21 protein-coding genes are annotated in these 21,716 nt (G+C 71.1%); 15 read left to right on the top strand and 6 right to left on the bottom strand.

The features are described 5' to 3' along the window. Positions 1-65: 65 nt before the first annotated feature. Entirely contained in the window at positions 66-857 is a 792-nt protein-coding gene (locus ABXS86_RS04565; protein ID WP_353665758.1) for an alpha/beta fold hydrolase, read from the bottom strand. 57 nt (positions 858-914) lie between these two features. Between ABXS86_RS04565 and ABXS86_RS04560 the strand changes: the two genes are divergently transcribed. The 6 genes from ABXS86_RS04560 to ABXS86_RS04535 all read left to right on the top strand — a co-directional run bounded on the left by ABXS86_RS04560 (position 915) and on the right by ABXS86_RS04535 (position 4,558). After that, the gene (locus tag ABXS86_RS04560) at positions 915-1,481 is read left to right on the top strand and encodes a mismatch-specific DNA-glycosylase (RefSeq protein WP_307210320.1); all 567 of its coding nucleotides are present in this window, start codon (positions 915-917) and stop codon (positions 1,479-1,481) included. Further along, positions 1,478-1,891, top strand: a complete 414-nt coding sequence (locus tag ABXS86_RS04555; protein WP_353665757.1) for a DUF2809 domain-containing protein — start codon at positions 1,478-1,480, stop codon at positions 1,889-1,891. The genes ABXS86_RS04560 and ABXS86_RS04555 overlap by 4 nt, the downstream gene beginning before the upstream one ends. A gap of 48 nt (positions 1,892-1,939) precedes the next feature. Next, positions 1,940-2,236 (top strand): DUF1905 domain-containing protein, encoded by a 297-nt coding sequence (locus ABXS86_RS04550; RefSeq protein WP_353665756.1) that lies wholly within the window; start codon positions 1,940-1,942, stop codon positions 2,234-2,236. A 12-nt stretch (positions 2,237-2,248) separates the two neighbouring features. Then, the gene (locus ABXS86_RS04545; protein ID WP_353665755.1) at positions 2,249-2,704 is read left to right on the top strand and encodes a prepilin peptidase; all 456 of its coding nucleotides are present in this window, start codon (positions 2,249-2,251) and stop codon (positions 2,702-2,704) included. Positions 2,705-2,784: 80 nt separating this feature from the next. Next, positions 2,785-3,843: a YhjD/YihY/BrkB family envelope integrity protein gene (locus ABXS86_RS04540; RefSeq protein WP_230704445.1), complete on the top strand. Its 1,059-nt coding sequence runs from the start codon at positions 2,785-2,787 to the stop codon at positions 3,841-3,843. Continuing rightward, complete coding sequence (locus ABXS86_RS04535) at positions 3,836-4,558, top strand: NAD(P)H-hydrate epimerase (RefSeq protein WP_353665754.1); 723 nt, start codon at positions 3,836-3,838, stop codon at positions 4,556-4,558. Before ABXS86_RS04540 ends, ABXS86_RS04535 begins: the two co-directional genes overlap by 8 nt. Positions 4,559-4,580: 22 nt before the next feature. On the opposite strand, the gene ABXS86_RS04530 is transcribed toward ABXS86_RS04535, so the two are convergent. After that, the gene (locus ABXS86_RS04530; RefSeq protein WP_353665753.1) at positions 4,581-5,336 is read right to left on the bottom strand and encodes a glutamine amidotransferase; all 756 of its coding nucleotides are present in this window, start codon (positions 5,334-5,336) and stop codon (positions 4,581-4,583) included. A 68-nt stretch (positions 5,337-5,404) separates the two neighbouring features. Here ABXS86_RS04530 and ABXS86_RS04525 point away from each other — a divergent pair, with 68 nt between their 5' ends. Next, complete coding sequence (locus ABXS86_RS04525) at positions 5,405-5,632, top strand: response regulator (protein ID WP_144828034.1); 228 nt, start codon at positions 5,405-5,407, stop codon at positions 5,630-5,632. Beyond that, positions 5,629-6,288 (top strand): CYTH domain-containing protein, encoded by a 660-nt coding sequence (locus tag ABXS86_RS04520; protein WP_307210340.1) that lies wholly within the window; start codon positions 5,629-5,631, stop codon positions 6,286-6,288. Before ABXS86_RS04525 ends, ABXS86_RS04520 begins: the two co-directional genes overlap by 4 nt. A gap of 212 nt (positions 6,289-6,500) precedes the next feature. On the opposite strand, the gene lpdA is transcribed toward ABXS86_RS04520, so the two are convergent. Together lpdA and ABXS86_RS04510 are read right to left on the bottom strand one after the other, a co-directional pair. Beyond that, positions 6,501-7,898, bottom strand: a complete 1,398-nt coding sequence (lpdA, locus tag ABXS86_RS04515; protein WP_307210343.1) for a dihydrolipoyl dehydrogenase — start codon at positions 7,896-7,898, stop codon at positions 6,501-6,503. Positions 7,899-7,907: 9 nt separating this feature from the next. After that, positions 7,908-8,570, bottom strand: coding sequence for a copper resistance protein CopC (locus tag ABXS86_RS04510; protein WP_353665752.1), 663 nt, complete (start codon positions 8,568-8,570; stop codon positions 7,908-7,910). 294 nt (positions 8,571-8,864) lie between these two features. Between ABXS86_RS04510 and ABXS86_RS04505 the strand changes: the two genes are divergently transcribed. The 3 genes from ABXS86_RS04505 to ABXS86_RS04495 all read left to right on the top strand — a co-directional run bounded on the left by ABXS86_RS04505 (position 8,865) and on the right by ABXS86_RS04495 (position 10,679). Further along, positions 8,865-9,353: an FHA domain-containing protein gene (locus tag ABXS86_RS04505; RefSeq protein WP_307210347.1), complete on the top strand. Its 489-nt coding sequence runs from the start codon at positions 8,865-8,867 to the stop codon at positions 9,351-9,353. Then, positions 9,353-10,039, top strand: coding sequence for a MerR family transcriptional regulator (locus ABXS86_RS04500; protein ID WP_144828021.1), 687 nt, complete (start codon positions 9,353-9,355; stop codon positions 10,037-10,039). Before ABXS86_RS04505 ends, ABXS86_RS04500 begins: the two co-directional genes overlap by 1 nt. 94 nt (positions 10,040-10,133) lie before the next feature. Further along, entirely contained in the window at positions 10,134-10,679 is a 546-nt protein-coding gene (locus ABXS86_RS04495; RefSeq protein ID WP_251503696.1) for a MerR family transcriptional regulator, read from the top strand. A gap of 480 nt (positions 10,680-11,159) precedes the next feature. On the opposite strand, the gene ABXS86_RS04490 is transcribed toward ABXS86_RS04495, so the two are convergent. Continuing rightward, a complete protein-coding gene (locus tag ABXS86_RS04490; RefSeq protein ID WP_144781970.1) occupies positions 11,160-11,972 on the bottom strand; it encodes a ParA family protein in 813 nt (270 codons plus the stop codon). A 68-nt stretch (positions 11,973-12,040) separates the two neighbouring features. Between ABXS86_RS04490 and ABXS86_RS04485 the strand changes: the two genes are divergently transcribed. Genes ABXS86_RS04485 through def form a run of 3 tightly spaced genes read left to right on the top strand, consistent with a single transcriptional unit; the run spans position 12,041 to position 18,493 of the window. Next, positions 12,041-15,448: a pyruvate carboxylase gene (locus ABXS86_RS04485; protein ID WP_353665751.1), complete on the top strand. Its 3,408-nt coding sequence runs from the start codon at positions 12,041-12,043 to the stop codon at positions 15,446-15,448. A 46-nt stretch (positions 15,449-15,494) separates the two neighbouring features. Beyond that, positions 15,495-18,005, top strand: coding sequence for a MinD/ParA family protein (locus ABXS86_RS04480; RefSeq protein WP_353665750.1), 2,511 nt, complete (start codon positions 15,495-15,497; stop codon positions 18,003-18,005). Further along, positions 18,002-18,493 carry a peptide deformylase gene (def, locus tag ABXS86_RS04475; RefSeq protein WP_353665749.1) on the top strand — a complete coding sequence of 164 codons (492 nt, stop codon included), beginning with the start codon at positions 18,002-18,004 and terminating at the stop codon, positions 18,491-18,493. Before ABXS86_RS04480 ends, def begins: the two co-directional genes overlap by 4 nt. Positions 18,494-18,796: 303 nt before the next feature. On the opposite strand, the gene ABXS86_RS04470 is transcribed toward def, so the two are convergent. Continuing rightward, positions 18,797-20,623, bottom strand: coding sequence for an AMP-dependent synthetase/ligase (locus tag ABXS86_RS04470; protein WP_154095854.1), 1,827 nt, complete (start codon positions 20,621-20,623; stop codon positions 18,797-18,799). 157 nt (positions 20,624-20,780) lie between these two features. Between ABXS86_RS04470 and ABXS86_RS04465 the strand changes: the two genes are divergently transcribed. Further along, the gene (locus ABXS86_RS04465) at positions 20,781-21,716 is read left to right on the top strand and encodes an ROK family glucokinase (RefSeq protein ID WP_307210370.1); all 936 of its coding nucleotides are present in this window, start codon (positions 20,781-20,783) and stop codon (positions 21,714-21,716) included.

Here is a 21,716-nt window from a genome sequence, read left to right as displayed (position 1 = left end):
GGGACCGTGCGGCAAGGATCGACTCCGGATGCCGTGACGGCGAGCCCGCGCCGGGCGCGAACGCGTCAGCGGCCGAGGAACTCCAGGCCCGCCTCGCGGAACGCCCGCGAGCCCGGCGCGTTGACGTGGTGCCGCTTCGGGATATCGGCGAACTCGCCGCGGGGGAGCAGGCCCGCGAGGTGCGCCGACTGGTCGTGGATCGGGTCGTCGGTGCCGGTCGCGATGAGCACCGGCTGCTGCGGGGCCGACGAGGGGTCGGGGTCGGTCTCGCCCAGGCGCATGCCCTCGGCGATCGCGACCAGGGCCCGCAGGTCGTTGCCCGGCACGCGTTCGGCGAGCGAGACGTAGCGCAGCGTCGTGGCATCCTGAACCGGCTCACCGTGGTCGAGGAACGCGCGCGCCTGATCGACCCGCAGACGAGCGAGGGGACGACCGTCGGGAATCCCGCCGAGCACCGCCCGCTCGACGTGCTCGGGGGCGTCGACGGCGAGCTGCCAGCCGACGCGGCCACCGAGCGAGTAGCCGAGGTAGCGCACCTGGTCGACGAGGTAGGTGTCGAGCACGGCGACGAGGTCGGAGACGAGCGTGGGCATCGTGTACGACGCGGCGTCGTACGGCTTCTCGCTCGCGCCGTGACCGCGCTGGTCGACCGCGATCACGCGGTAACCCGCGCGCAGCAGGTCGCGCACCCAGCCCGTGTTGACCCAGTTGTCGCGAGTGCTCGAACCGAAGCCGTGCACGCACAGCACCGGATCGGCCTCGACATCGCCCCACGAGTAGGTGGCCAGGCGCACGTTGTCGCCGACGATGACGAACTGCGCGGGAGGGATCTCGGTGAGGGCGGGCACGGCATCCATTCGTCCGATCCTGGCAGATGCCCAGGGTCGTCCCGAGGTAGTGGTCATAGTGGTCTCATGGGATATACGCGCGCCGAGCTCGAGTCGTTCCGGGATGCCACGCGGCCCGACCTCGTCGAGCCGGGCGTCCGGCTGCTGTTCGTCGGCATCAACCCGGGCCTGTGGACCGCGGCCACCGGCACCCCCTTCGCACGACCCGGAAACCGGTTCTGGCCCGCGCTGGTGAAGGCGGGCATCCTTCCGCGGCTGCCCGCGTACTCCGAGCCGCTCGGTGAGGACGATCGCCGCCTGATCTTCGACGCGGGAGTGGGGGTGAGCAATCTCGTGGCCCGCGCGACGGCCCGCGCCGACGAGCTGTCGCGCGACGAACTGCGCGAGGGGGCCGCAGCTCTCGTCGACCGGGTCGCCGCGTGGAGCCCGCGCGCCGTCGCCGTGGTCGGCCTCACCGCGTACCGGCAGGGCTTCGGCCGCCCCAAGGCCGTGGCGGGGCGACAGGACAAGTCGATCGCCGGAGTGCCGACCTGGGTGCTGCCGAATCCGAGCGGGCTCAACGCCCACGACACGGTCGACTCGCTCGCCCGCGCCTACGCCGAACCTGCTCGGGCGGCGGGGATCCTCGCGTGAGGCGGCGTCGTCTCGCGGCCCTCGTCGCGCTCGCCGCCGTCATCGCCGCGGGGCTGCTCGTGCACAAGGCGATGTCCGGGTCGACGGCGACCGACGTCGCGGGCGACGCGCTGTACGCGGTGGCCGCCTTCACCGGGCTCGTGCTGCTCTTCCCGCGCGCTCCGCGCCTCGTGCTCGCCGGGGCCGCCGCGCTGTGGTGCGTGGGCGTCGAACTGCTGCAGCTGACCGGGGTGCCGCTCGCCATAGCCGAGCGCGTGCCGCCAGTGACTCTGCTGCTGGGCACCGGCTTCGATGCGCGCGACCTCGTCGTCTACGTGTGCGCGGCGGCGGTCGCCGTCGCGGTCGACATCGCGGTGTCGCGGCTTCTCCCCAGGGAGACGTCGCCCACGGGTGTCGGAGCATCCGGGTAACGTGACCGCCACATCACCGAGGAGGTTCCGGATGCCGAGGGCAGTGTCGTGATCGTCGACTTCGAGGGCGACGTGTTCCGGTGGGAGGCCCGCTCCGACAGCGACTGGTACTTCGTGGCCGTGCCGCCCGAGCTGAGCGAGGAGATCCGCGAGGTGCAGACCTTCCGGCGGGGCTTCGGCGGCGTTCGCGTCGACGCGACGATCGGGGCGACGACCTGGCGCACGTCGATCTTCCCGCAGGCGGGTGACATGTACGTGCTGCCGCTCAAGCGTTCGGTGCGCGAGGCCGAGGGCATCGATCCGGGGGCGATCGTGCGCGTCGGCCTGTTCGTGATCGACGCCTGACCGCGGATGCCGGTGGCCCTCCTTCTCGCGCTGGGGGTGTTCGGCGTGGCCGGTGTTGTGCTCGCGGTGGTCGACGCGCGCACCCACCGGATCCCCGACGTCGTCGTCATCCCATCGACAATCGGGGTGCTCACGCTGATGGCGGTTGCCGCCGGCGTGATCGGCCAACCCGGCCGGGCGGTCGCGGTGGCCGGGGGAGCGCTCGCCGCATTCGGCGTCTGCCTCGTGCTGCACCTCGCCCGCCCTGCGGCGTTCGGCGGGGGCGACGTCAAGCTCGCCGCCCTGGTCGGCGCGACGCTGGGCTGGTTCGGCCCGGGCGCCGTGGCATCCGCTCTCTTCGTCGCCTTCGCGGGCGGAGCCGCAGCGGGCATCGGGGCATGGGTGGCGGCAGGGCGCCGGGCCGAGGTGGCCTTCGGGCCCGTCCTGGTGCTCGGGGCGGGGTGGTCGCTCGCGCGGTCGGCGCTGTGAGGGGCGCCGCGGACTGTCGCGCTGCCCCGGATCGGTCAAGCCCCGCGGTGCGAGGCGTCTCGCGCGGATAGCCTGACCCCATGGCCGACCTCATCCGTCGCGTCACGGCGTGGGCTCTGTCGCTCCGCCTCGTGCGCGCCTTCCTCGTCTACTCGGGAGCACGTGGTCCGATGCTGGCCGACAGCGTCACCTACCGCACCCTCTTCAGCCTCTTCGCCGCGGTGCTGCTGGGCTTCTCGTTCGCGACCGTGTGGCTCGCCGGCAACCCCGACGGGATCGCCGCCCTCGAGCGTTCCGTCAACAGCGTCGTGCCGGGTCTCGTGGGCCCCAACGGGCTGCTCCAGCTCGACGGAATCAAGGCACCCGAATTTACGATCGCCGGGATCATCGCGATCCTCGGTCTGCTGGGTGCAGCCATCGGCGCCATCGGATCGCTGCGTTCGGCGTTCCGACAGATCGCCGGCGTGACCACCGACGACACGCTGCCGATCCTCGTGATCGTGCGCAACCTCCTCGTCGCGCTCGGCATCGGCGTCGCGCTGGTGGGTGCGGCGATCGTGACCTTCCTGGCCACCGCGGGGCTCACCTTCGTGCGCGAGCTGCTGGGGATCTCCGCCGACTCCTGGGTCTCGGCGGTGCTGACGTGGCTGCTCTCGACGGCGGTCGTGCTGGTGCTCGACACCGCCGCGGTCGCCGTGGCCTTCGCAGCGCTGTCGGGAGTGAAGACGCGTCGAAGCACGCTCCTGCGCGGGGCCCTCCTGGGCGGTGTCGGGCTGGTCGTCCTGCAGCAGCTGTCGGGACTGTTCGTCGGCGGCGCCACCAGCAACCCCCTCCTGGCGACGTTCGCCTCGCTCATCGCGCTGCTGCTGTGGCTGAACCTGTCGAGCCAGGTGATCCTCATCGCCGGGGCCTACATCACGGTGGCCACCGAGGAGGATCTCGACCGCGTCCGCGCGAAGTACGGCGCGTCGACCCTCATCCAGTTCCGCGTGCGCCGGGCCGAGAAGGCCGTGCGCGCGGCGACCGGTGAGCTCGACGCGGCGCGCGAGGCCGAGAAGAAGGAGCGCGAGACGCTCGCGAAGAGCGATCCCGCCGCCGCCGAGCGCGAGAGCGCTGCCGAAGCGAAGTCGCATGTCTGAGCAGGCGGCGACCGTCGTGGCTGAGCGCACTCCGGCCTACACCGCCGACGCCGTGCGCGCCGCCGAGAAGCCGCTGCTCGAGCAGGGCGTGCCCCTGATGCGCCATGCGGCGGCGGCTCTGGCCGACGTGGTCTCCGACGAGCTCGCGGCCCATTCGGGGCCGGTGCTCGTCCTCGCGGGCGCGGGCGACAACGGCGGAGACGCGCTGTACGCCGCGGCCGAGCTGGCCCGCGCGGGAGCCTCGGTCGACGTCGTGCTCGTACGCGACCGCGTGCATCGCGCGGCGCTCGACGCGGCCGTCGCCGCGGGTGTGCGCGTGTGCTCGGGAACCGACGCGTGCGCGCGGATCGCCGACTACCGCCTCGTGGTCGACGGGATCCTCGGCATCGGCCGTCTCGCCGACCGGCGGCTGCGTGGCAGCGCCCGTGCGCTCGTCGAGAAGATCCTCGCGCTCGACGCTCGTCCCCGCATCGTCGCCGTCGATCTGCCCAGCGGCCTCGACCCCGATGACGGGACGGCGGATGCCGCCGTGCTCGCCGCCGATGTCACCGTCACCTTCGGCGCGGTCAAGGCCGGCCTCGTGCGCGGGCGCGGTCCCGAGCTGGCGGGGCGCGTTCACCTGGTCGACCTCGGGCTCGAGTCGTACCTGCGGCTCGCGCACCCCGCGGTCACCGCACCGATCGCGCTCGCACGCTCGACGGTGCGCGGGCGCTGAGGTCAGCGCCGAGCTGCCGTGGTCAGCGGGCGTAGCGCTCGACGAACGTGCGCAGCATCCGCGACGGTTCCGTCACGGGGGCGCGACGCACGGCCGCCAGGGTGAGGTCGAGCTCGTCGGGTGCGAAGTAGCCGTACTCGGAGTAGGCGTGGATACGCGTGACGATGCCGTCGACGTCGAGCTCGGGGTGGAACTGCGTCGCATACACGTGGGATCCGAGACGGAACATCTGCACCGGGCACGTCGGTGACGACCCCAGCAGCACCGCCTCGGGCGGGAGGGCGCTGATCGCCTCTTTGTGGCCGACGAAGGCGGAGAAGGTCGAGGGGAGGCCCGCGGCGAGCGGATCGGCGCGCCCCGCCTCGGTGAGGGTCACGTCGACGACGCTGATGGGTTCGGCGAAGGTGCCGTCGATAGGGGCTCCGAGGTGCGTCCCGAGAGTGCCGACGCCGTAGCACGCGCCCAAGAAGGGCAGGTCGCGAGCGACCACGTCGTCGACCAGGGCGGCCATCTCGGCTTCGACCCGGCGCTGCACCGCCGACTTGCGCTCGGGCGGGTCGGAGGCGTTGAAGGGGCTTCCGCCGACGAGGATGCCCGACACCTCGTCGAGATCGAGCGCGGGAAGCGGATCGCGTTCGAGGCGGATCCGGCGCAGCCGTTCGGGCGGGAGGCCCGTGAACCGCAGGAAGAGCTCGTACTCCTCGTCGGCCGGGCGGTCCTCCGCGCGCGTGGCCAGCAGGACGAACGGGCGATCTCCGGGCAGGTCGGTCGTCGTCACCCGAGCGATTCTAGGCGAGCCCTGTCAAGTCACCGGCCCGCACCGAGGGCGCCGTCTACGCTGAGGTCATGGCTATCGCACGACTTTCCGGAGGCCCGCTCGACGGGCAGGTCCTTCCCCTCGACAACGAGTCCGACGACACGCTGATCATGCCCTACAGCGAGGGTCAGCTCGTCTACCGCCGCGACGGCGGTCTCGAGAACACGGGCGACTCCGACGGTCCCACCCAGGCGGTCTTCGTGTTCGCCGAAGAGACCGAAGACATCAACCCCGACGCCGACGGACGCGACGATTGAGCGCAGGCCCCTCGGGCGGCTCGGCATCCGGGGCCTCGAACGTCGAGATCGAGTCGAAGTACGACGTCGATGACGACACGCCCCTTCCCGATTGGTCGGCGCTGCCGGGTGTGGTGAGCGTCGGCGAGCCCGAACCGCGCGACCTCGACGCGCGTTACGTCGACACGGCGCACCACGATCTGTCCCGCAAGGGCATCGCGGTGCGGCGCCGTCGCGGCGGGCCCGACGAGGGTTGGCACGTGAAGGGCCCCCGCGAGGGCGGTGGGCGACGCGAGACCCAGTGGCCGCTCGGTGAGGTGGCCGACGACGACGCTGATCCCGTCGTTCCGGGTGAGATCCAAGAAGCCGTCTCCGCGTGGGCGCGACCGCCGTTCCTCCCGCTCGCGCGCGTGCGTAACCAGCGCACGGCGTACGCGTTGACGGATGCCGAGGGCGCCCTCGTCGCGGAGTTCGTCGACGACCGGGTGCAGGCCCGTGACGAGCGACGCGGCGTCGACTCGTCGTGGCGTGAGTGGGAGGTGGAGCTCGGCCCGGCCGGCCCCTCCGACGACGCCGGGCGCGAGCAGTTCTTCGCCGCGGTCGACGCGGCCGTGGCCGCCGCCGGGGGCCGCCCCGCGGCATCCGGATCGAAGCTCGGCCGCGCCCTGGGGCACTGAGCCCGACCGCGGGCCTCGGGCTCGCGGGCGCTCTCGACGTCGAGACTTCATCTCGCTGACGGAGTCGTTGCCGCGTGACGCGGAGTCGTCAGCGAGATGCCGTCTCGCGGTGTTCGTTGCGCCGCGAGCGACGGTGCGGCCACAGCCCAGAGCCTCGAGATCACGAAAGGCCCGCCCGGGCGAACCGGGCGGGCCTTTCGTCGATCAGCTGATCAGAGGTTGATCATGTGGCCGGTGAGGCCGTGGAAGGCCTCCTGCAGGCCTTCCGACAGCGTCGGGTGGGTGTGCACGTTGCGCGCGGCCTCGAGGGCGGTGAGGTCCCACTTCTGCGCGAGGGTCAGCTCGGGCAGCAGCTCCGACACGTCGGGGCCGATGAGGTGGCCGCCGATGAGCTCGAGCGTCTCGGCGTCGGCGACGAGCTTGACGAAGCCGACGGGCTCGCCGAGGCCGTTGGCCTTGCCGTTGGCCGAGAAGGGGAACTTCGCGACCTTGATGTCGTGACCGGCGTCGCGCGCCTGCTGCTCGGTGAGACCGAACGAAGCGACCTGCGGGTTGCAGAACGTGGCGCGGGGCATGTTGCGGTAGTCGCCCAGCGTCTGCGTCTCGGCGCCGGCGATGGTCTCGGCGGCCACGACGCCCTGCGCCTCGGCCACGTGGGCCAGCTGCAGCTTGGCGGTGACGTCGCCGATCGAGTAGATGTGCGGCACGTTGGTGCGCATGTGGTCGTCGATCTCGATGGCGCCGCGCTCGGTGAGCGTGACGCCGGTGTTCTCGAGACCGAAGCCGTCGACCTTGGGGGCGAAGCCGATCGACATGAGCACGCGGTCGGCGTCGATCGAGCTCTGCGAGCCGTCCTTCGCCGTGTAGGCGACGGTGACCTTGTCGCCGTGGTCGGTGACCGACTCGACCTTGGTCGAGGTGAGGATGTCGACTCCGTAGCCCTTGTACTGCTTCTGGATCTCCTTCGAGACCTCGGCGTCTTCGTTCGGCAGCGCACGGTCGAGGAACTCGATGATCGTGACCTTCACGCCGTAGTTCGTCATGACGTATGCGAACTCCATGCCGATGGCGCCGGCGCCGACGATGACGATCGACTCGGGGAGCTCACGGGTGAGGATCTGCTCCTCATAGGTGACGACGTTCTCCGACAGGGTGACGCCGGGGAGGAGGCGCACGGTCGAACCCGTGGCGATGATGACGTTGTCGAAGGTGACCTGCTCCTTGGAGCCGTCGGTCTTGGTCACGTCGATCGTGTGGTCGTCGGCGAAGAAGCCGCGGCCCTCGTACTCGGTGACCTTGTTCTTCTTCATCAGGTAGTGGATGCCCTTGACGTGGCCGGCGGCGACGCTGCGCGAGCGGTCGAACGCCTTGCCGAAGTCGAAGGTGACGTCACCCGAGATGCCGAACAGGTCGGCCTTCGCGTGGAACGTGTGCGCGAGGTCGGCGTTGCGCAGGAGGGCCTTGGAGGGGATGCAGCCCACGTTGAGGCACACACCGCCCCAGTACTTCTCTTCGACGATCGCGACCGACAGTCCGAGCTGTGCGCCGCGGACGGCGGCGACGTACCCGCCGGGACCCGCACCAAGAATGACCAGATCGTAATGAGGCATGGTTCCAGCCTATCGCCCGGCGGTGCCGCCACCGGCGGTCTTGCGACCGCTGCGGGAGGCGAAAACGTAGACCAGCACCCCGGCCACGATCACGAGGATCACCACGAGCAGGATCCACGGCAGGGGAGAGGGCGCGGAGGCCTCGTCGACCGGTGCCGCGGTCGCGCTCGAGGTCGGATCCGCGCTGGGCGCCGATGTCGCAGACGGGGTCGGGCTCGCCGCGGGGGTGGTCGTCGTGGGGGTCGCCGAGGGGGTGGGGGATGCGGCGGGCACCGTGAAGGCGAAGTCGCCGCTGATGGGGTGGCCGTCGCTCGACACCACGCGCCAGACGACGCTGACGGCCCCGGATGCCGCGCCCGCCAGCGACTGCGTCACCGTGGTGCCCGACACCTCGGGCGCGCCATCGGCCAGCGAGGCCCCCGATGCGTCCTTCACCTCGACGACCGTCGCCCCGGCGTCGGTGAGGACGTCGGCGCTGAAGGTGAAGGTGATCTGCGCGGGAAGGGCGTCGAGCACGGCATCGGCGGAGGGGTCGGTGGAGACCAGCTCGTCGTGAGCGGCGGCGGGCAGAGCGGGCACGAGCAGAGCGGCTGCGGCGAGTAGGCCGGCGGCCAGCGCGGCGGTCCAGCGGGGCAGGCGGGCCCGGCGGTGCGGGGTCGGAGAAGAGGTCACTCCTCGACCCTACTGACGACCTCCGACACCGGGCCTGGGAGCGGGCTGCGACCGATGCGCGGCCCCCGATTCGGGGGCGCTTTCGCGATCGTGGGCGTGTCGGGGTGAAGCGGACTCGACACGGCCCCGCCCGGGTCGATAGGTTCGAGTGTCTCGTCGGTCGTCTCCGCGGCCCGAACCGCGGTGTCGGTGTCGACGGATCGAGACGTAAACACGCATCGCCATGGCCCGCTCGAGATCGGTCGACCTCCCCCTCGTCGACCGATCGGTTATGGTGAAACAGAAGGAGAAGCCGTGGACGAGACCAGCCGATTCGAGCGCGACGACATCCGACGCGCGGCCGACGCCGCAGCGAACGACCGGGCGCACGACACGACCCAGACCCACGACGCCGACCTGTCGTTCGTCCCCTTCGGGGCCGACCTCAGCGAGGCCGAGCTCGAGGCGATCGACGCACTGCCTTCCGGCGCCGCGTTGCTGATCGTCCGCTCCGGCCCGACGACCGGCGCCCGCTACCTGCTCGACACCGACGTCACCACCGTCGGACGTCACCCCGAGGCCGACCTCTTCTTCGACGACGTGACCGTGTCGCGTCGTCACGCCGAGATCACCCGCACCGGCACCTCGTTCGAGATCGTCGACCAGCGCTCGCTCAACGGCAGCTACGTCAACGGCGAGCGGGTCGATCGCTCGGCGCTCGTCAACGGCTCCGAGGTGCGCATCGGCAAGTTCCGCCTCAACTTCTTCGGTTCGCCCGTCGATCTGCCCGCGGCTGACCACTGATGCCGGCAGCCCCCTCCCGTAGTCGTCAGGCGGCTGCGGGGCTGCTCAGCATCGGTCAGGTGCTCGCCCGCCTCACGCCCGACTTCCCGGCGCTGACCTCGAGCAAGCTGCGCTTCCTCGAGGTGCAGGGCATCGTCACGCCCACGCGCACCGAGTCGGGCTACCGCAAGTTCTCGCCCGCCGATCTCGAGCGCCTCCGCATGGCGCTCACGCTGCAGCGCGACCACTACCTGCCGCTCGTCGTGATCCGCGACTACCTCGCCGAGCTCGACGCGGGCCGCAATCCCGCTCCGCCGACGTCGATCCCGTCGATGACGAACACGCCGCGCCGCTACCGCCGCGACGAGCTGCTGGCGGCCGCGGGTTCGGCTCCGCAGCTGCTCAACGACGCGATCAGCACCGGCGTCATCACGGCATCCGACACGTATCCCGAGCAGACGGTGACCCTGCTGCGCTCGCTCGTGGCACTGGATCGCCACGGCATCGAGCCGCGTCATGTGCGCGCCCTGCGCCAGAGCGCGGAGCGCGAGGTCTCGCTCGTCGAGTCGGCTCTGTCGGCCCTGCTGCGGCGCCCCGACGCCTCGTCGCGCGCGAAGGCGAACGAGCTCGCTCCCGAGCTCGCGGCGCGTCTCGACGAGGTCCGCGGCATGTTCGTGCGCGAGGCGCTGGAGCGGATCCTGTCCTGAGTGCGACACGCCGCGGCCCTCGGAGCGGATGTCATTGCCGGGGGACCCTCGCTGATCTAGCGTGGAGGAAACGACAGATGAGGAGGGCGCGAGCATGAACGCTGGCGACGCAGTCGGCGAACCCCGGTTCGCCACCGACCTCCTCTTCACCGACGGTCTGCCCGAGATGGACGACGACACCGGGTATCGCGGTGCGGTCGCCGCTCGTGCCGCCGGCATCACGTACCGCCAGCTCGACTACTGGGCCCGCACCGAACTCGTCGTCCCGACGGTCCGCGGCGCGAGCGGCTCGGGGTCGCAGCGTCTCTACGGCTTCCGCGACATCCTCGTGCTCAAGCTCGTCAAGCGCCTGCTCGACACCGGCATCTCGCTGCAGCAGATCCGCACGGCGGTCGACCAGCTGCGCGCCGCCGGCATCCGCGACCTCGCCGGCACGACCCTCATGAGCGACGGCGCCTCGGTCTACCTGTGCACCTCGAACGACGAGGTCATCGACCTCGTCAGCCGCGGTCAGGGCGTGTTCGGCATCGCCGTCGGCAAGGTGCTGCGCGAGGTCGAGTCCACGCTCGTCGACTTCGAGAAGGCGACCCCCGACACCGTCGACGAGCTCGCCGCACGCCGGGCCGCCCGCACCGCCTGACGCGCTTCATCTTCGAGATCCCGGATGCCATGGCATCCGGGATTCTGCTTTGTGGAGCTCGAGGTGGCTGAGCTTGTCGAAGCCACCGGTGCCGCGGTGGGTCCCGGCCCTTCGACAGGCTCAGGGACCTGGGTCTTTGCGGAGGCGGGTCCCAGGCCCTTCGACAGGCTCAGGGACCTGGGTCTTTGCGGAGGCGGGTCCCGGGCCCTTCGACAAGCTCAGGGACCTGGGTTCACGCAGATGACGCGTCCGAAGCCGGTTCCGGGCCCTTCGACAGGCTCAGGGACCTGGGTTCGTGCGAACGCGGGTTCCGGGCCCTTCGACAGGCTCAGGGACCTGGGTTCACGCAGATGACGCGTCCGAAGCCGGTTCCGGGCCCTTCGACAGGCTCAGGGACCTTGGTTCGCGCCACGGGCCCGGGCGCGAACGAGAGACGCCGCCCGGCTGCGGGGCAGCGGGACGGCGTCTTCGTGAAGAGGATCAGGCCTGCGGGGCCTCGGACTCGACCGGGATGCGGCCGGTGCGCACGATCCGGTCGAGAAGCGCGTCGAAGTCGGCCGCGAGCTCCTGCGCGGAGTCGCCGGGCCACACGTGCAGCGGCTTGGCGGCACCCTGCGCCTGCTGCAGCGAGGTGCGCTCGGGCAGCTGCGGGTTGAGCACGAGCGGGCCGAACATGTCGCGCAGCTCTTTGATGCGAAACTGGTGCTCGATCGACTGCGGGCGCACGCGGTTGACCACGACGCCGAGGGGCTGCAGGCGCGGCGAGAGACCGCGGCGGATCTCCTCGATCGCGCGCAGCGCGCGGTCGGCAGCGGCGACGGAGAACAGACCGGGCTCGGTGACGACCACGACGCGGTCGCTCGCGGCCCACGCGGTGCGCGTGAGGGCGTTCAGCGAGGGCGCGCAGTCGATGAGCACGAGGTCGTACTCGCTCTCGATGGTCGCGAGGGCCTCTTCGAGCTTCCACACGTCGCGCACGCTGGGGTGCGGCCCGTCGAAGTTGATGGCCGACGGGCTGCCGATCAGCACGTCGATGGTGCCGGGGTGCACCTTGGCCCACCCGCTCGAGGTGATCGCCTGTCGGACGACCTTCTCTTTCGGGTTCGCCAGCACATCGGCGATGTTGAGGCGACCGGCGACCTGGATGTCCATCCCGGTCGACACGTCGGACTGAGGGTCGAGGTCGACGACGAGAGTGCGAACGCCACGTGCGAAGGCTGCGGAAGCCAGCCCGAGTGTCACGGTCGTCTTGCCGACCCCGCCTTTGAGAGAGCTGACGGAGAGTACGTGCACGAGAGTCCACGTTACCGTCCCCTAGGCTGTGAGCACATTCAGCTCCGCCAGCTTGACGTGAGGTGCGCATGTTCTCCAAAATCCTGGTCGCCAATCGCGGAGAGATCGCGATTCGCGCGTTCCGTGCCGCCTACGAGGTCGGAGCGCGCACGGTCGCGGTCTACCCGTACGAGGATCGCGCCTCGCTGCATCGCCTGAAGGCGGACGAGGCGTACCAGATCGGCGAGCGGGGACACCCCGTGCGCGCCTACCTCGATGTCGACGAGATCATCCGCGTGGCCCGTGAGTGCGGGGCGGATGCCATCTACCCGGGCTACGGCTTCCTCTCCGAGAACCCGGAGCTCGCCGAGAAGGCCGCCGCCCACGGCATCACCTTCATCGGACCTCCCGCCGAGGTGCTCGCCATGGCGGGCAACAAGGTGACGGCCAAGGAGCACGCGATCTCGGCCGGAGTGCCGGTGCTGCGCTCGACGCCGGCGTCCGCCGACATCGACGAGCTGCTCGCCCAGGCGGACGAGATCGGCTTCCCGATCTTCGCCAAGGCCGTTGCCGGCGGCGGCGGGCGCGGAATGCGCCGCGTGGAGTCGAAGGGCGAGCTCGCCCCCGCGTTGGCCGAGGCCATGCGCGAGGCGCAGAGCGCGTTCGGCGACCCCCGCATGTTCCTCGAGCAGGCCGTGCAGCGCCCGCGTCACGTCGAGGTGCAGATCCTCGCGGATGCCGCGGGCGAGACCGTGCACCTGTTCGAGCGCGACTGCTCGGTGCAGCGCCGCCACCAGAAGGTCATCGAGATCGCGCCCGCGCCGAACCTCGACGACGCCGTGCGGCAGGACCTGCATCGCTACGCCGTGGCCTTCGCCCGCTCGATCGGCTACCAGAACGCGGGAACCGTCGAGTTCCTGCTCGAGACCGCGGGCCCCCGCACGGGCGAGGTCGTCTTCATCGAGATGAACCCCCGCATCCAGGTCGAGCACACCGTGACCGAGGAGGTCACCGACGTCGACCTCGTGCAGTCGCAGATGCGCATCGCCGCGGGCGCGACCCTCGCCGAGCTGCACCTGCAGCAGGACGACATCCACCTGCGCGGTGCGGCGCTGCAGTGCCGCATCACCACCGAAGACCCCACGCAGGGCTTCCGCCCCGACACGGGAAAGATCACCACGTACCGCTCGCCCGGTGGCGCCGGCATCCGCCTCGACGGCGGCACGACCGCCGCGGGCTCGCAGGTCAGCCCGCACTTCGACTCCATGCTGTCGAAGCTGTCGTGCCGCGGCCGCGACTTCCCGGCCGCGGTCGCCCGCGCCCGCCGTGCCCTGGCGGAGTTCCGCATCCGCGGCGTCTCGACGAACATCCCCTTCCTGCAGGCCGTGCTCGACGACCCGGCGTTCGTCGCGGGCGACCTGAGCACGTCGTTCATCGACGAGCGTCCCGAGCTGCTGAAGGGGCGCGAGTCGAAGGACCGCGGCACGAAGATCCTGTCGTGGCTCGTCGACACCACTGTCAACCGCCCCAACGGCGAGAACCCGCTGTCGATCGACCCCGCCGCCAAGCTCCCGCGCGTCGATCTCGCCGATGCCGCTCCCGCGGGCTCGCGCCAGCGGCTGCAGGAGCTCGGCCCGGTCGGCTTCGCCCGCGCGCTGCGCGAGCAGACGGCCCTCGCCGTCACCGAGACCACCTTCCGCGACGCCCACCAGTCGCTGCTGGCCACCCGTGTGCGCACGCGCGACCTCGTGCGGGTCGCCCCGTACGTCGCGCGCATGACCCCGGAGCTGCTGTCGGTCGAGGCCTGGGGTGGGGCGACCTACGACGTCGCCCTGCGCTTCCTCGGCGAAGACCCGTGGGAGCGCCTCGACGCGCTGCGCCAGGCCCTTCCGAACGTCGCGATCCAGATGCTGCTGCGCGGGCGCAACACCGTCGGGTACACCCCATACCCCACGGAGGTCACCGATGCGTTCGTGGCCGAGGCCGCGGCATCCGGAGTCGACATCTTCCGCATCTTCGACGCGCTCAACGACGTGTCGCAGATGCGGCCCGCGATCGACGCCGTGCTGGCCACCGGTACCGCGGTCGCCGAGGTCGCGGTCTGCTACACCGGAGACCTGCTCGACCCGGCCGAGAAGCTCTACACGCTCGACTACTACCTGGGCCTGGCCGAGCAGATCGTCGACGCGGGCGCCCACATCCTCGCGATCAAGGACATGGCGGGGCTCTTGCGCCCGGCCGCCGCCGCGAAGCTCGTGACGGCGCTGCGCGAACGCTTCGACCTGCCGGTGCACGTCCACACCCACGACACCGCCGGTGGGCAGCTCGCGACGCTGTTGGCCGCCTCGGCGGCGGGGGCGGATGCCGTGGACGCGGCCTCGGCGCCCATGGCGGGCACCACGAGCCAGCCGTCGCTGTCGGCGCTCGTCGCCGCGCTCGCGCACACCGACCGCGACACGGGCCTCGATCTCGGCGCGGTGAGCGACCTCGAGCCTTATTGGGAGGCCGTGCGCCACCTGTACCGCCCGTTCGAGTCGGGACTTGCCGGTCCGACGGGGCGCGTGTACCGCCACGAGATCCCGGGTGGGCAGCTGTCGAACCTGCGGCAGCAGGCGATCGCGCTGGGTCTCGCCGACGACTTCGAGCTGATCGAGGACATGTACGCCGCCGCCGATCGCATCCTCGGCCGCGTGCCCAAGGTCACGCCATCGTCGAAGGTGGTGGGCGACCTCGCGCTGCACCTCGCCGCGGTGAAGGCCGACCCGGCCGACTTCGAGCAGAACCCCGAGAAGTACGACGTGCCCGACTCGGTCGTGTCGTTCATGGCGGGAGAGCTCGGCGACCTGCCGGGCGGGTGGCCCGAGCCGTTCCGCTCGAAGGTGCTCGCCGGACGGGAGGCCAAGATCGGCGTCACCCCGCTGACCGACGAGGACGCCGCCGCGCTGGCGGGGGAGTCGGCCGAGCGCCGCGCGCGCCTCAACACCCTGCTGTTCCCGGGGCCGACGCGCACCTTCCTCGAGACCCGCGCGGCCTTCGGCGATCTCAGCGTGCTCGACACGGCCGATTACCTCTACGGCCTGCAGGCCGGCGGGGAGCACACCGTCGAGATCGAGCGCGGCGTGCAGCTGTTCGTGGGCCTCGAAGCCGTCGGCGACGCCGACGACAAGGGCATGCGCACGGTCATGACGACCTTGAACGGTCAGCTGCGTCCGGTGTTCGTGCGCGACAGGTCGATCGACGTCGAGGCGCGTCAGGCCGAGAAGGCCGACACCTCGAAGCCCGGTCAGGTGGCCGCGCCGTTCTCGGGCGTCGTGACGATGAAGGCCGCTGTCGGCGACCGCGTCGCAGCCGGTCAGGCCGTCGCCTCGATCGAGGCCATGAAGATGGAGGCGGGCATCACCGCCCCCGTCGAGGGAGTGGTCGAGCGGGTCGCGATCGGTACCACACAACAGGTGGAAGCAGGAGATCTTTTGCTGGTAATCCGCCAAGCGCAGTAGCCTGGGAGGGGGCGCTTTCGCGCCCTCTTCCCGTTTGGAGACTGCAGTGACCCCCGACCGCACCGATGCGAACCACGACGAGAGCGCCGAGCACGGCGTGCTCGACGACGGCGGCAATCTCGACACGGCCAGCATCACCATCCTCGGCGGGCACATCGCACAGGTCAGTGTCGACCTGCCGATGGCCGCTGACGACGATGATCTCGATGACGACGTCATCGAGGACGAGATCCCGATCGACGACGTCGACCTGCCCGCGTTGATCACCTCCCACGACGTCTACGAGCCGCACGACGACGAGACCGACCACCGTGAGGTCGAGCAGCTCGACACCGGCGACATCATCCTCGAGCCCCACGACGGCGAAGAGTCCTCGTCGACCGAGGACGACGCCGACACGGTGACGCACGACGACGTGCACGAGGCGGAGCTGGTCGACGAGCCCGAGCACGAAGGCTTCTCGCACCACGACGCTCGCGCCGACGACCTGCACGACGCCGAGGTCGTCGACGACGTCGAGCTCTTCGAAGCGGATGCCGCCGAGCCCGCCGACGAGGCGCTCACGCACGCGCCGTGGATCCCCGAGCAGTCGGACGAGACGGATGCCGCGTCGGACGCGACGATCGCGGGCGATGACGCCGAGCACGAGGGCGTGGAGGGCGACGCCGACCACGCCGCCCCGCAGGACGACGCCGAGGGCGAGTCGTTCGTCGCGGAGGAGGACGCGGCCGCCGAGCCCTCGGACGAGACCGCTGTCGAGGAGGACGACGCCGACACCGGCGACGCCGAGGAGCCTGTCGACGCGGACGCGGAGGCAGAGGGTTCCTCCCCGGAGGACGAGCCCGAGGCGGGTGACTTCCACGAGGTGGAGGGTGCTTTCGCCGCTTCTGCGGAATCGTCTTCCGACGAGCCTGCCGCTGAGGAGTCGGTCACCGACGACACGTACGTCGAAGACACGTTCGTCGAGGAGCCTGTCGGTGACGAGCAGGACACTGACGAGCCGATCGCCGACGAGCCGGCGCTCGATGAGCCCGCCGTCGAAGAACCCGCTGGCGACGAGCCCGCCGTTGAAACCCCCGCCGTCGACGGACCTGCCGTGGACGAGCCCAACGACGACGAGCCTGCCGACGACGAGCCCGCCGACGCCGAGCCCGCCGACGCGGACTCGGGCGAGGCCGAGCTTCCGGCCGCGGCGTCACCCGCCGCGCCCGCAGCCCCGAGCGCGTCGGACGAGGCCGCAGCCCCCGCCACCGGTCCTGTCGCCCCGCCGAGCGTCGCGGCTTCGGTCGTCGCCGCTTCGGTCGCCGCGGCCGCCGGCTCCGGCGCAGCCGCCTCGACCGGCCCGGTTTCGACCGGAACCGTCCCGACGGGCTCCGTCCCGACGGCCCCCGCCTCGACAGGCCCCGTGACGACGCGTCGCGAGCGGGCGGCGACGGGCGTCATCGGCACCGTGCCCCTGACGCGCCGCAGCGCCCAGAAGGCCGACGACGCCACCCGCGGGTCCGACGAGGCCGCGCGCGTCGACCGCGCCCACGCCATGGAGCGCGTGCGCACGCAGACGCCCGAGGTGACGCTCACCTCGAAGCGCATCGGGCAGATCGACGACGCCCGCGAGAGCTCCGACCTGCTGACCGCCGATCGCCTGCTCGACCCGCGTCAGATCGCGCGGCCCGAGCCCGAGGGCGCCTGGCAGCAGCTGGTCTACTCGGCGACCGGAGGCCGGATCAACCTCGGTGACGGTCGTCGCGCGCGCCAGCGCAAAGACCTCGACCGCCGCATCTCGGCGCCGCTGACCGGCGGCGCGCGCTTCGTGCCCGTGCTCTCGCGCAAGGGCGGCGTCGGCAAGACGACCGTCACGTCGCTGCTCGGCATGGCTCTCGCCGACGCCCGCGACGACCGCATCATCGCCGTCGACGCGAACCCCGACCGCGGCACGCTGGCCGATCGCGTCGGTCGGCCCAACGGCCGCACCGTGCGCGACCTGGTGCGCGCGCACGACGAGATGGTCGGGTTCAACGACGTCTCAGCGATCGTCGCGCGTGACGCGACGCGGCTCGACGTGCTGGCATCCGATGCCGATCCTCGGGTGTCGGAGGCGTTCAGCGACGACGACTACCGCCAGGTCGCCGACGTCGCCGCGCACTACTACTCGATCGTGCTGACCGACACGGGCACCGGCATCGTGCACTCGGTGATGGGCGCGACCCTCGAGCTCGCCGACACTCTCGTGATCGTCGCGGGTCTGTCGGTCGACGAGGCGCGACTGGCCTCCGAGACGCTGACCTGGCTCGAGACCAACGGCTACGCCGCGCGCGTGCGCGACGCGATCGTCGTGCTCAACAACTCGCGCCCCGGCACGCCGCTGGTGCGCGAGAGCGAGCTCGAGGCGCACTTCCGCTCGCGGGTGCGCACCGTGATCCGCATGCCGTACGACGCGCGCATCGCCGCGGGAAGCGCCATCGCCTTCCGCGACCTGCAGCCCTCGACCCGTCAGGCCGCGCGCGAGCTCGCCGCCGCCGTGGTGGAGGGTCTGCGCGCCCCGGTGTCCGCCGCATGACCGTCCGCCCGATCCGCCTGTTCGGCGACCCCGTCCTGCGCGCCACGAGTGCGCCCATCGAGACGATCGACGACGGCATCCGTGCTCTGGTGCAAGACCTGCTCGACACCGTGGAGCTGCCGGGCCGCGCGGGCGTCGCCGCCCCGCAGATCGGTGTGGGACTGCGCGCCTTCAGCTACAACGTCGACGGCGACATCGGCTACGTGCTGAACCCCGTGCTGGTCGAGACCCGCGGTGAACCCGAAGCCGTGGGGGAGGGCTGCCTGTCGGTGCCCGGCCTGTGGCACGACGCGATCCGCTACCCGTGGGCCAAGGTCGTGGGCATCGACCTCGACGGCGAAGAGGTCGTGCTCGAGGGGGAGGGGCTGCTCGCTCAGGCCCTCCAGCACGAGACCGACCACCTCGACGGCATGCTCTACCTCTCGCGGCTCCCCGCCGAGACGCGTCGCGAGGCGATGCGCCAGGTGCGCGAGAGCGACTGGTTCTGACCTGATCCGTGCAGAAGGGCCCGGATGCCGGCATCCGGGCCCTTCGCCCGTCTCCGCTCGCGCATTTCCTCCGCGATTCGCGCAACCTCCGTCGGTTTCGACCCTTCCGAGCCGAGGTTGTGCAGATCGCCGAGGGCGTGCGATCGGTGACGGTGTCCCGGGGCGCACACAACCTCAGCGATTCGCGCAACCTCGGTGATTGTGCCTCGTTCCGGACTGACGTCGTGCGGATCGCTGAGGCTGTGCGCACGAAAACGAAACGGCCCGGCCCCGCGAGGGGACCGGGCCGTCGTCGTCCGCGCGTCAGGGCAGCGAGACGTTGGTGGTGTTGACCGGCACGGCGTAGATGTCCTCGATGTCGTCGGCGAAGTCCGACGTGATGACGTTGCGCTTGATGCTCATCTTCGGGGTGAGGTGGCCGCTGGCCTCGGTCCACTCGGTCGGCAGGATCGTGAACTTGCGGATCGACTCCGCGCGCGAGACGCGCGTGTTGGCCCGATCGATCGCGCCCTGCACCTCGGCGCGCACCTTCTCGTTCTGTGCTGCCTGCTCGAGCGTCATGTCGGCGGGCAGGCCGTTGTTGGCCAACCACGTGGGCAGCATCTCGGGGTCGAGGGTGACGAGGGCGGCGATGAACGGCTTGTGGTCGCCGACCACGACGACCTGGCCCACGATCGGGTTCGCGCGGATGGGGTCTTCGAGCGCGGCCGGGGCGACGTTCTTGCCGCCGGCGGTGACGATGATCTCCTTCTTGCGGCCGGTGATCGCGAGGAACCCGTCGCTGTCGAAGGCGCCGATGTCGCCCGTCTTGAACCATTCGCCGTCGAAGGCCTCCGCCGTGGCATCCGGATTCTGCCAGTACTCGCGGAACACGTTGATGCCGCGCACCTGGATCTCTCCGTCGTCGGCCAGACGCACTCCGACACCCGGGAGCACCGGGCCGACCGTGCCGATCTTCGACTTCGTGGCGAGGTTGACCGTGGCCGGGGCCGTCGTCTCGGTCAGGCCGTAGCCCTCGAGGATCACGACGCCGAGGCTGCGGAAGAAGTGCCCCAGGCGCGGGCCGAGCGGGGCCGAGCCCGACACGGCGTAGACGACGCGGCCGCCCATCGCCTCGCGCAGTTTCGAGTAGACGAGCTTGTCGAAGAGGGCGAACTTCACCTTCAACGCCAACGAGATCTTCTTGCCGTCCTGCAGGCGCTGCGAGTGCTCGATCGCGGTGTCGGCTGCGGCGCGGAAGATCTTTCCCTTGCCGCCGGCCTCGGCCTTCTGCTCGGCGGAGTTGTAGACCTTCTCGAACACGCGCGGCACGGCCAGCAGGAACGTCGGCTGGAAGGTGCCGAGCGCGGGCAGGAGCTGCTTGGTGTCGGGCTGGTGGCCGGTCTTCACGCCCGCGTGCACGTTCAGCAGCGAGATGAAGCGGGCGAAGACGTGCGCCGTCGTGATGAACAGCAGCGTCGAGGCGCCGGGGGTCTCGACGACCTCGTGCAGCGCCTTCGCGGAGTTGCGCGCGAGCTCGACGAAGTTGCTGTGGACCAGGACGCAGCCCTTCGGACGGCCGGTGGAGCCCGAGGTGTAGATGAGCGTCGCGATGTCGGAGGCCTTGGCCAAGTGACGGCGGCGCTCGATCTCTTCGTCGGTGATGTGCGTGCCGTTCGCGACGAGGGTGTCGAGAGCGCCCTCGTGCATGGCCCAGACCTCGCGGACGAGGGGGAGGTCGCTGCGGACTTCGTCGAGGCGCGCGGTGTGGTCGGCCGACTCGACGACGACGGCGATGGCGCCCGAGTCCGACAGGATCCACGAGATCTGCGACGGCGAGCTCGTCTCGTACACCGGGACCATGACGGCTCCCGCGTAGAAGAGGGCGAAGTCGACCAGCGTCCAGTCGTAGGTGGTGCGCGCGATGAAGCCCACCTTCTCGCCCGGCTGGATGCCGGCGGCGACGAAGCCCTTGGCGAGCTTGACGACTTCTCGCTCGAACTCGGCGGCGGTGATGTCGCGCCATCCGTCGGCGTGGGGAATGGCGAACAGGGGGCGGTCGGGCGTCGAACGCACACGGTCGGCGAGCAGGTCGGATGCGTTGGCATCCGGGTCTGCGGCGACGACGGCGGGGAGGTCGAACTGGATCACGGCAACTCCTTTGGCACCGGAAGAAAGGTCGAACGGGTCTGTCGAGTCTATGCGCACGGATGCCGTGGCCCCAGGACGAGCGCATTCCGATGCGGGTCGCGTGGCATGGCTAGACTTCTCCGGGCCGAGCCGCACGGTCGGCCCGGAAGGGAGCGCGGTGCGCAACATCGGCATCGACATCGGGGGCACGAAGATCGCGGGAGGCGTCGTCGACGACGACGGCACCATCATCGAGAAGCTCCGCGTCGACACCCCCATCGACCCGGCGGCCCTCGTGGACGCGGTGGTCGACATGGCCGATCACCTGCGCCGCGCGCACGAGATCCACGCGATCGGCGTGGCCGCGGCGGGTTTCATCAGCCGCGACCGCAGCACCGTCATCTACGCGCCCAACATCGACTGGCGCGACGAGCCGCTGCGCGCCCGCCTCGAGCAGCGCCTCGACGCCCCCGTCACGATCGAGAACGACGCGAACGCGGCCGGATGGGGCGAGTACCGCTTCGGCGCGGGCCAGGGCGTGCGCGACATGGTCATGCTCACGATGGGCACGGGCGTCGGCGGTGCCGTCGTCACCGACGGCGAGCTGTTCCGCGGCGGCCACGGCATCGGCGCCGAACTGGGGCACATGCGCTTCGTGCGCGGCGGCCACCCGTGCGGGTGCGGGCAGAACGGATGCCTCGAGCAGTACGCCTCGGGTCGTGCCCTGCAGCGCGAGGCGAACGCCATCGCCGACGAGGGCGGCATCGGTGCGGCCCTCGCGGCGATCCGCGAGGAGCGCGGCGCGATCCCCGGACCCGCCGTGTCGCGCCTCGTGCTCGCCGGTGACCCCGGCGCCGTCGAGGCGCTGCGACGCGTGGCCACGGCCCTCGGCGAGGCGTGCGGAGGCTTCCAGGCCGTGCTCGACCCCGAGCTCTTCGTGATCGGCGGCGGCGTCGCCCAGCTGGGCGCGGATCTGCTCGTGCCGGTGAAGCTCGCGTACGAGACCTCGCTCCCGGGGTACGGTGAACGTCCGGTCGCGGAGTTCGCGATCGCGCGCCTGGGCAACGACGCCGGTCTCATCGGGGTCGCAGACCTCGCCGGGAAGGAGCGCTGA

Origin of the sequence: Microbacterium sp. che218 (assembly GCF_040436305.1) — a bacterium.
Classification (GTDB): Bacteria; Actinomycetota; Actinomycetes; order Actinomycetales; family Microbacteriaceae; genus Microbacterium; species Microbacterium algihabitans.
The sequence above is the reverse complement of the archived record's forward strand: the minus strand, read 5'-3'. Positions and strand labels throughout refer to the sequence as shown.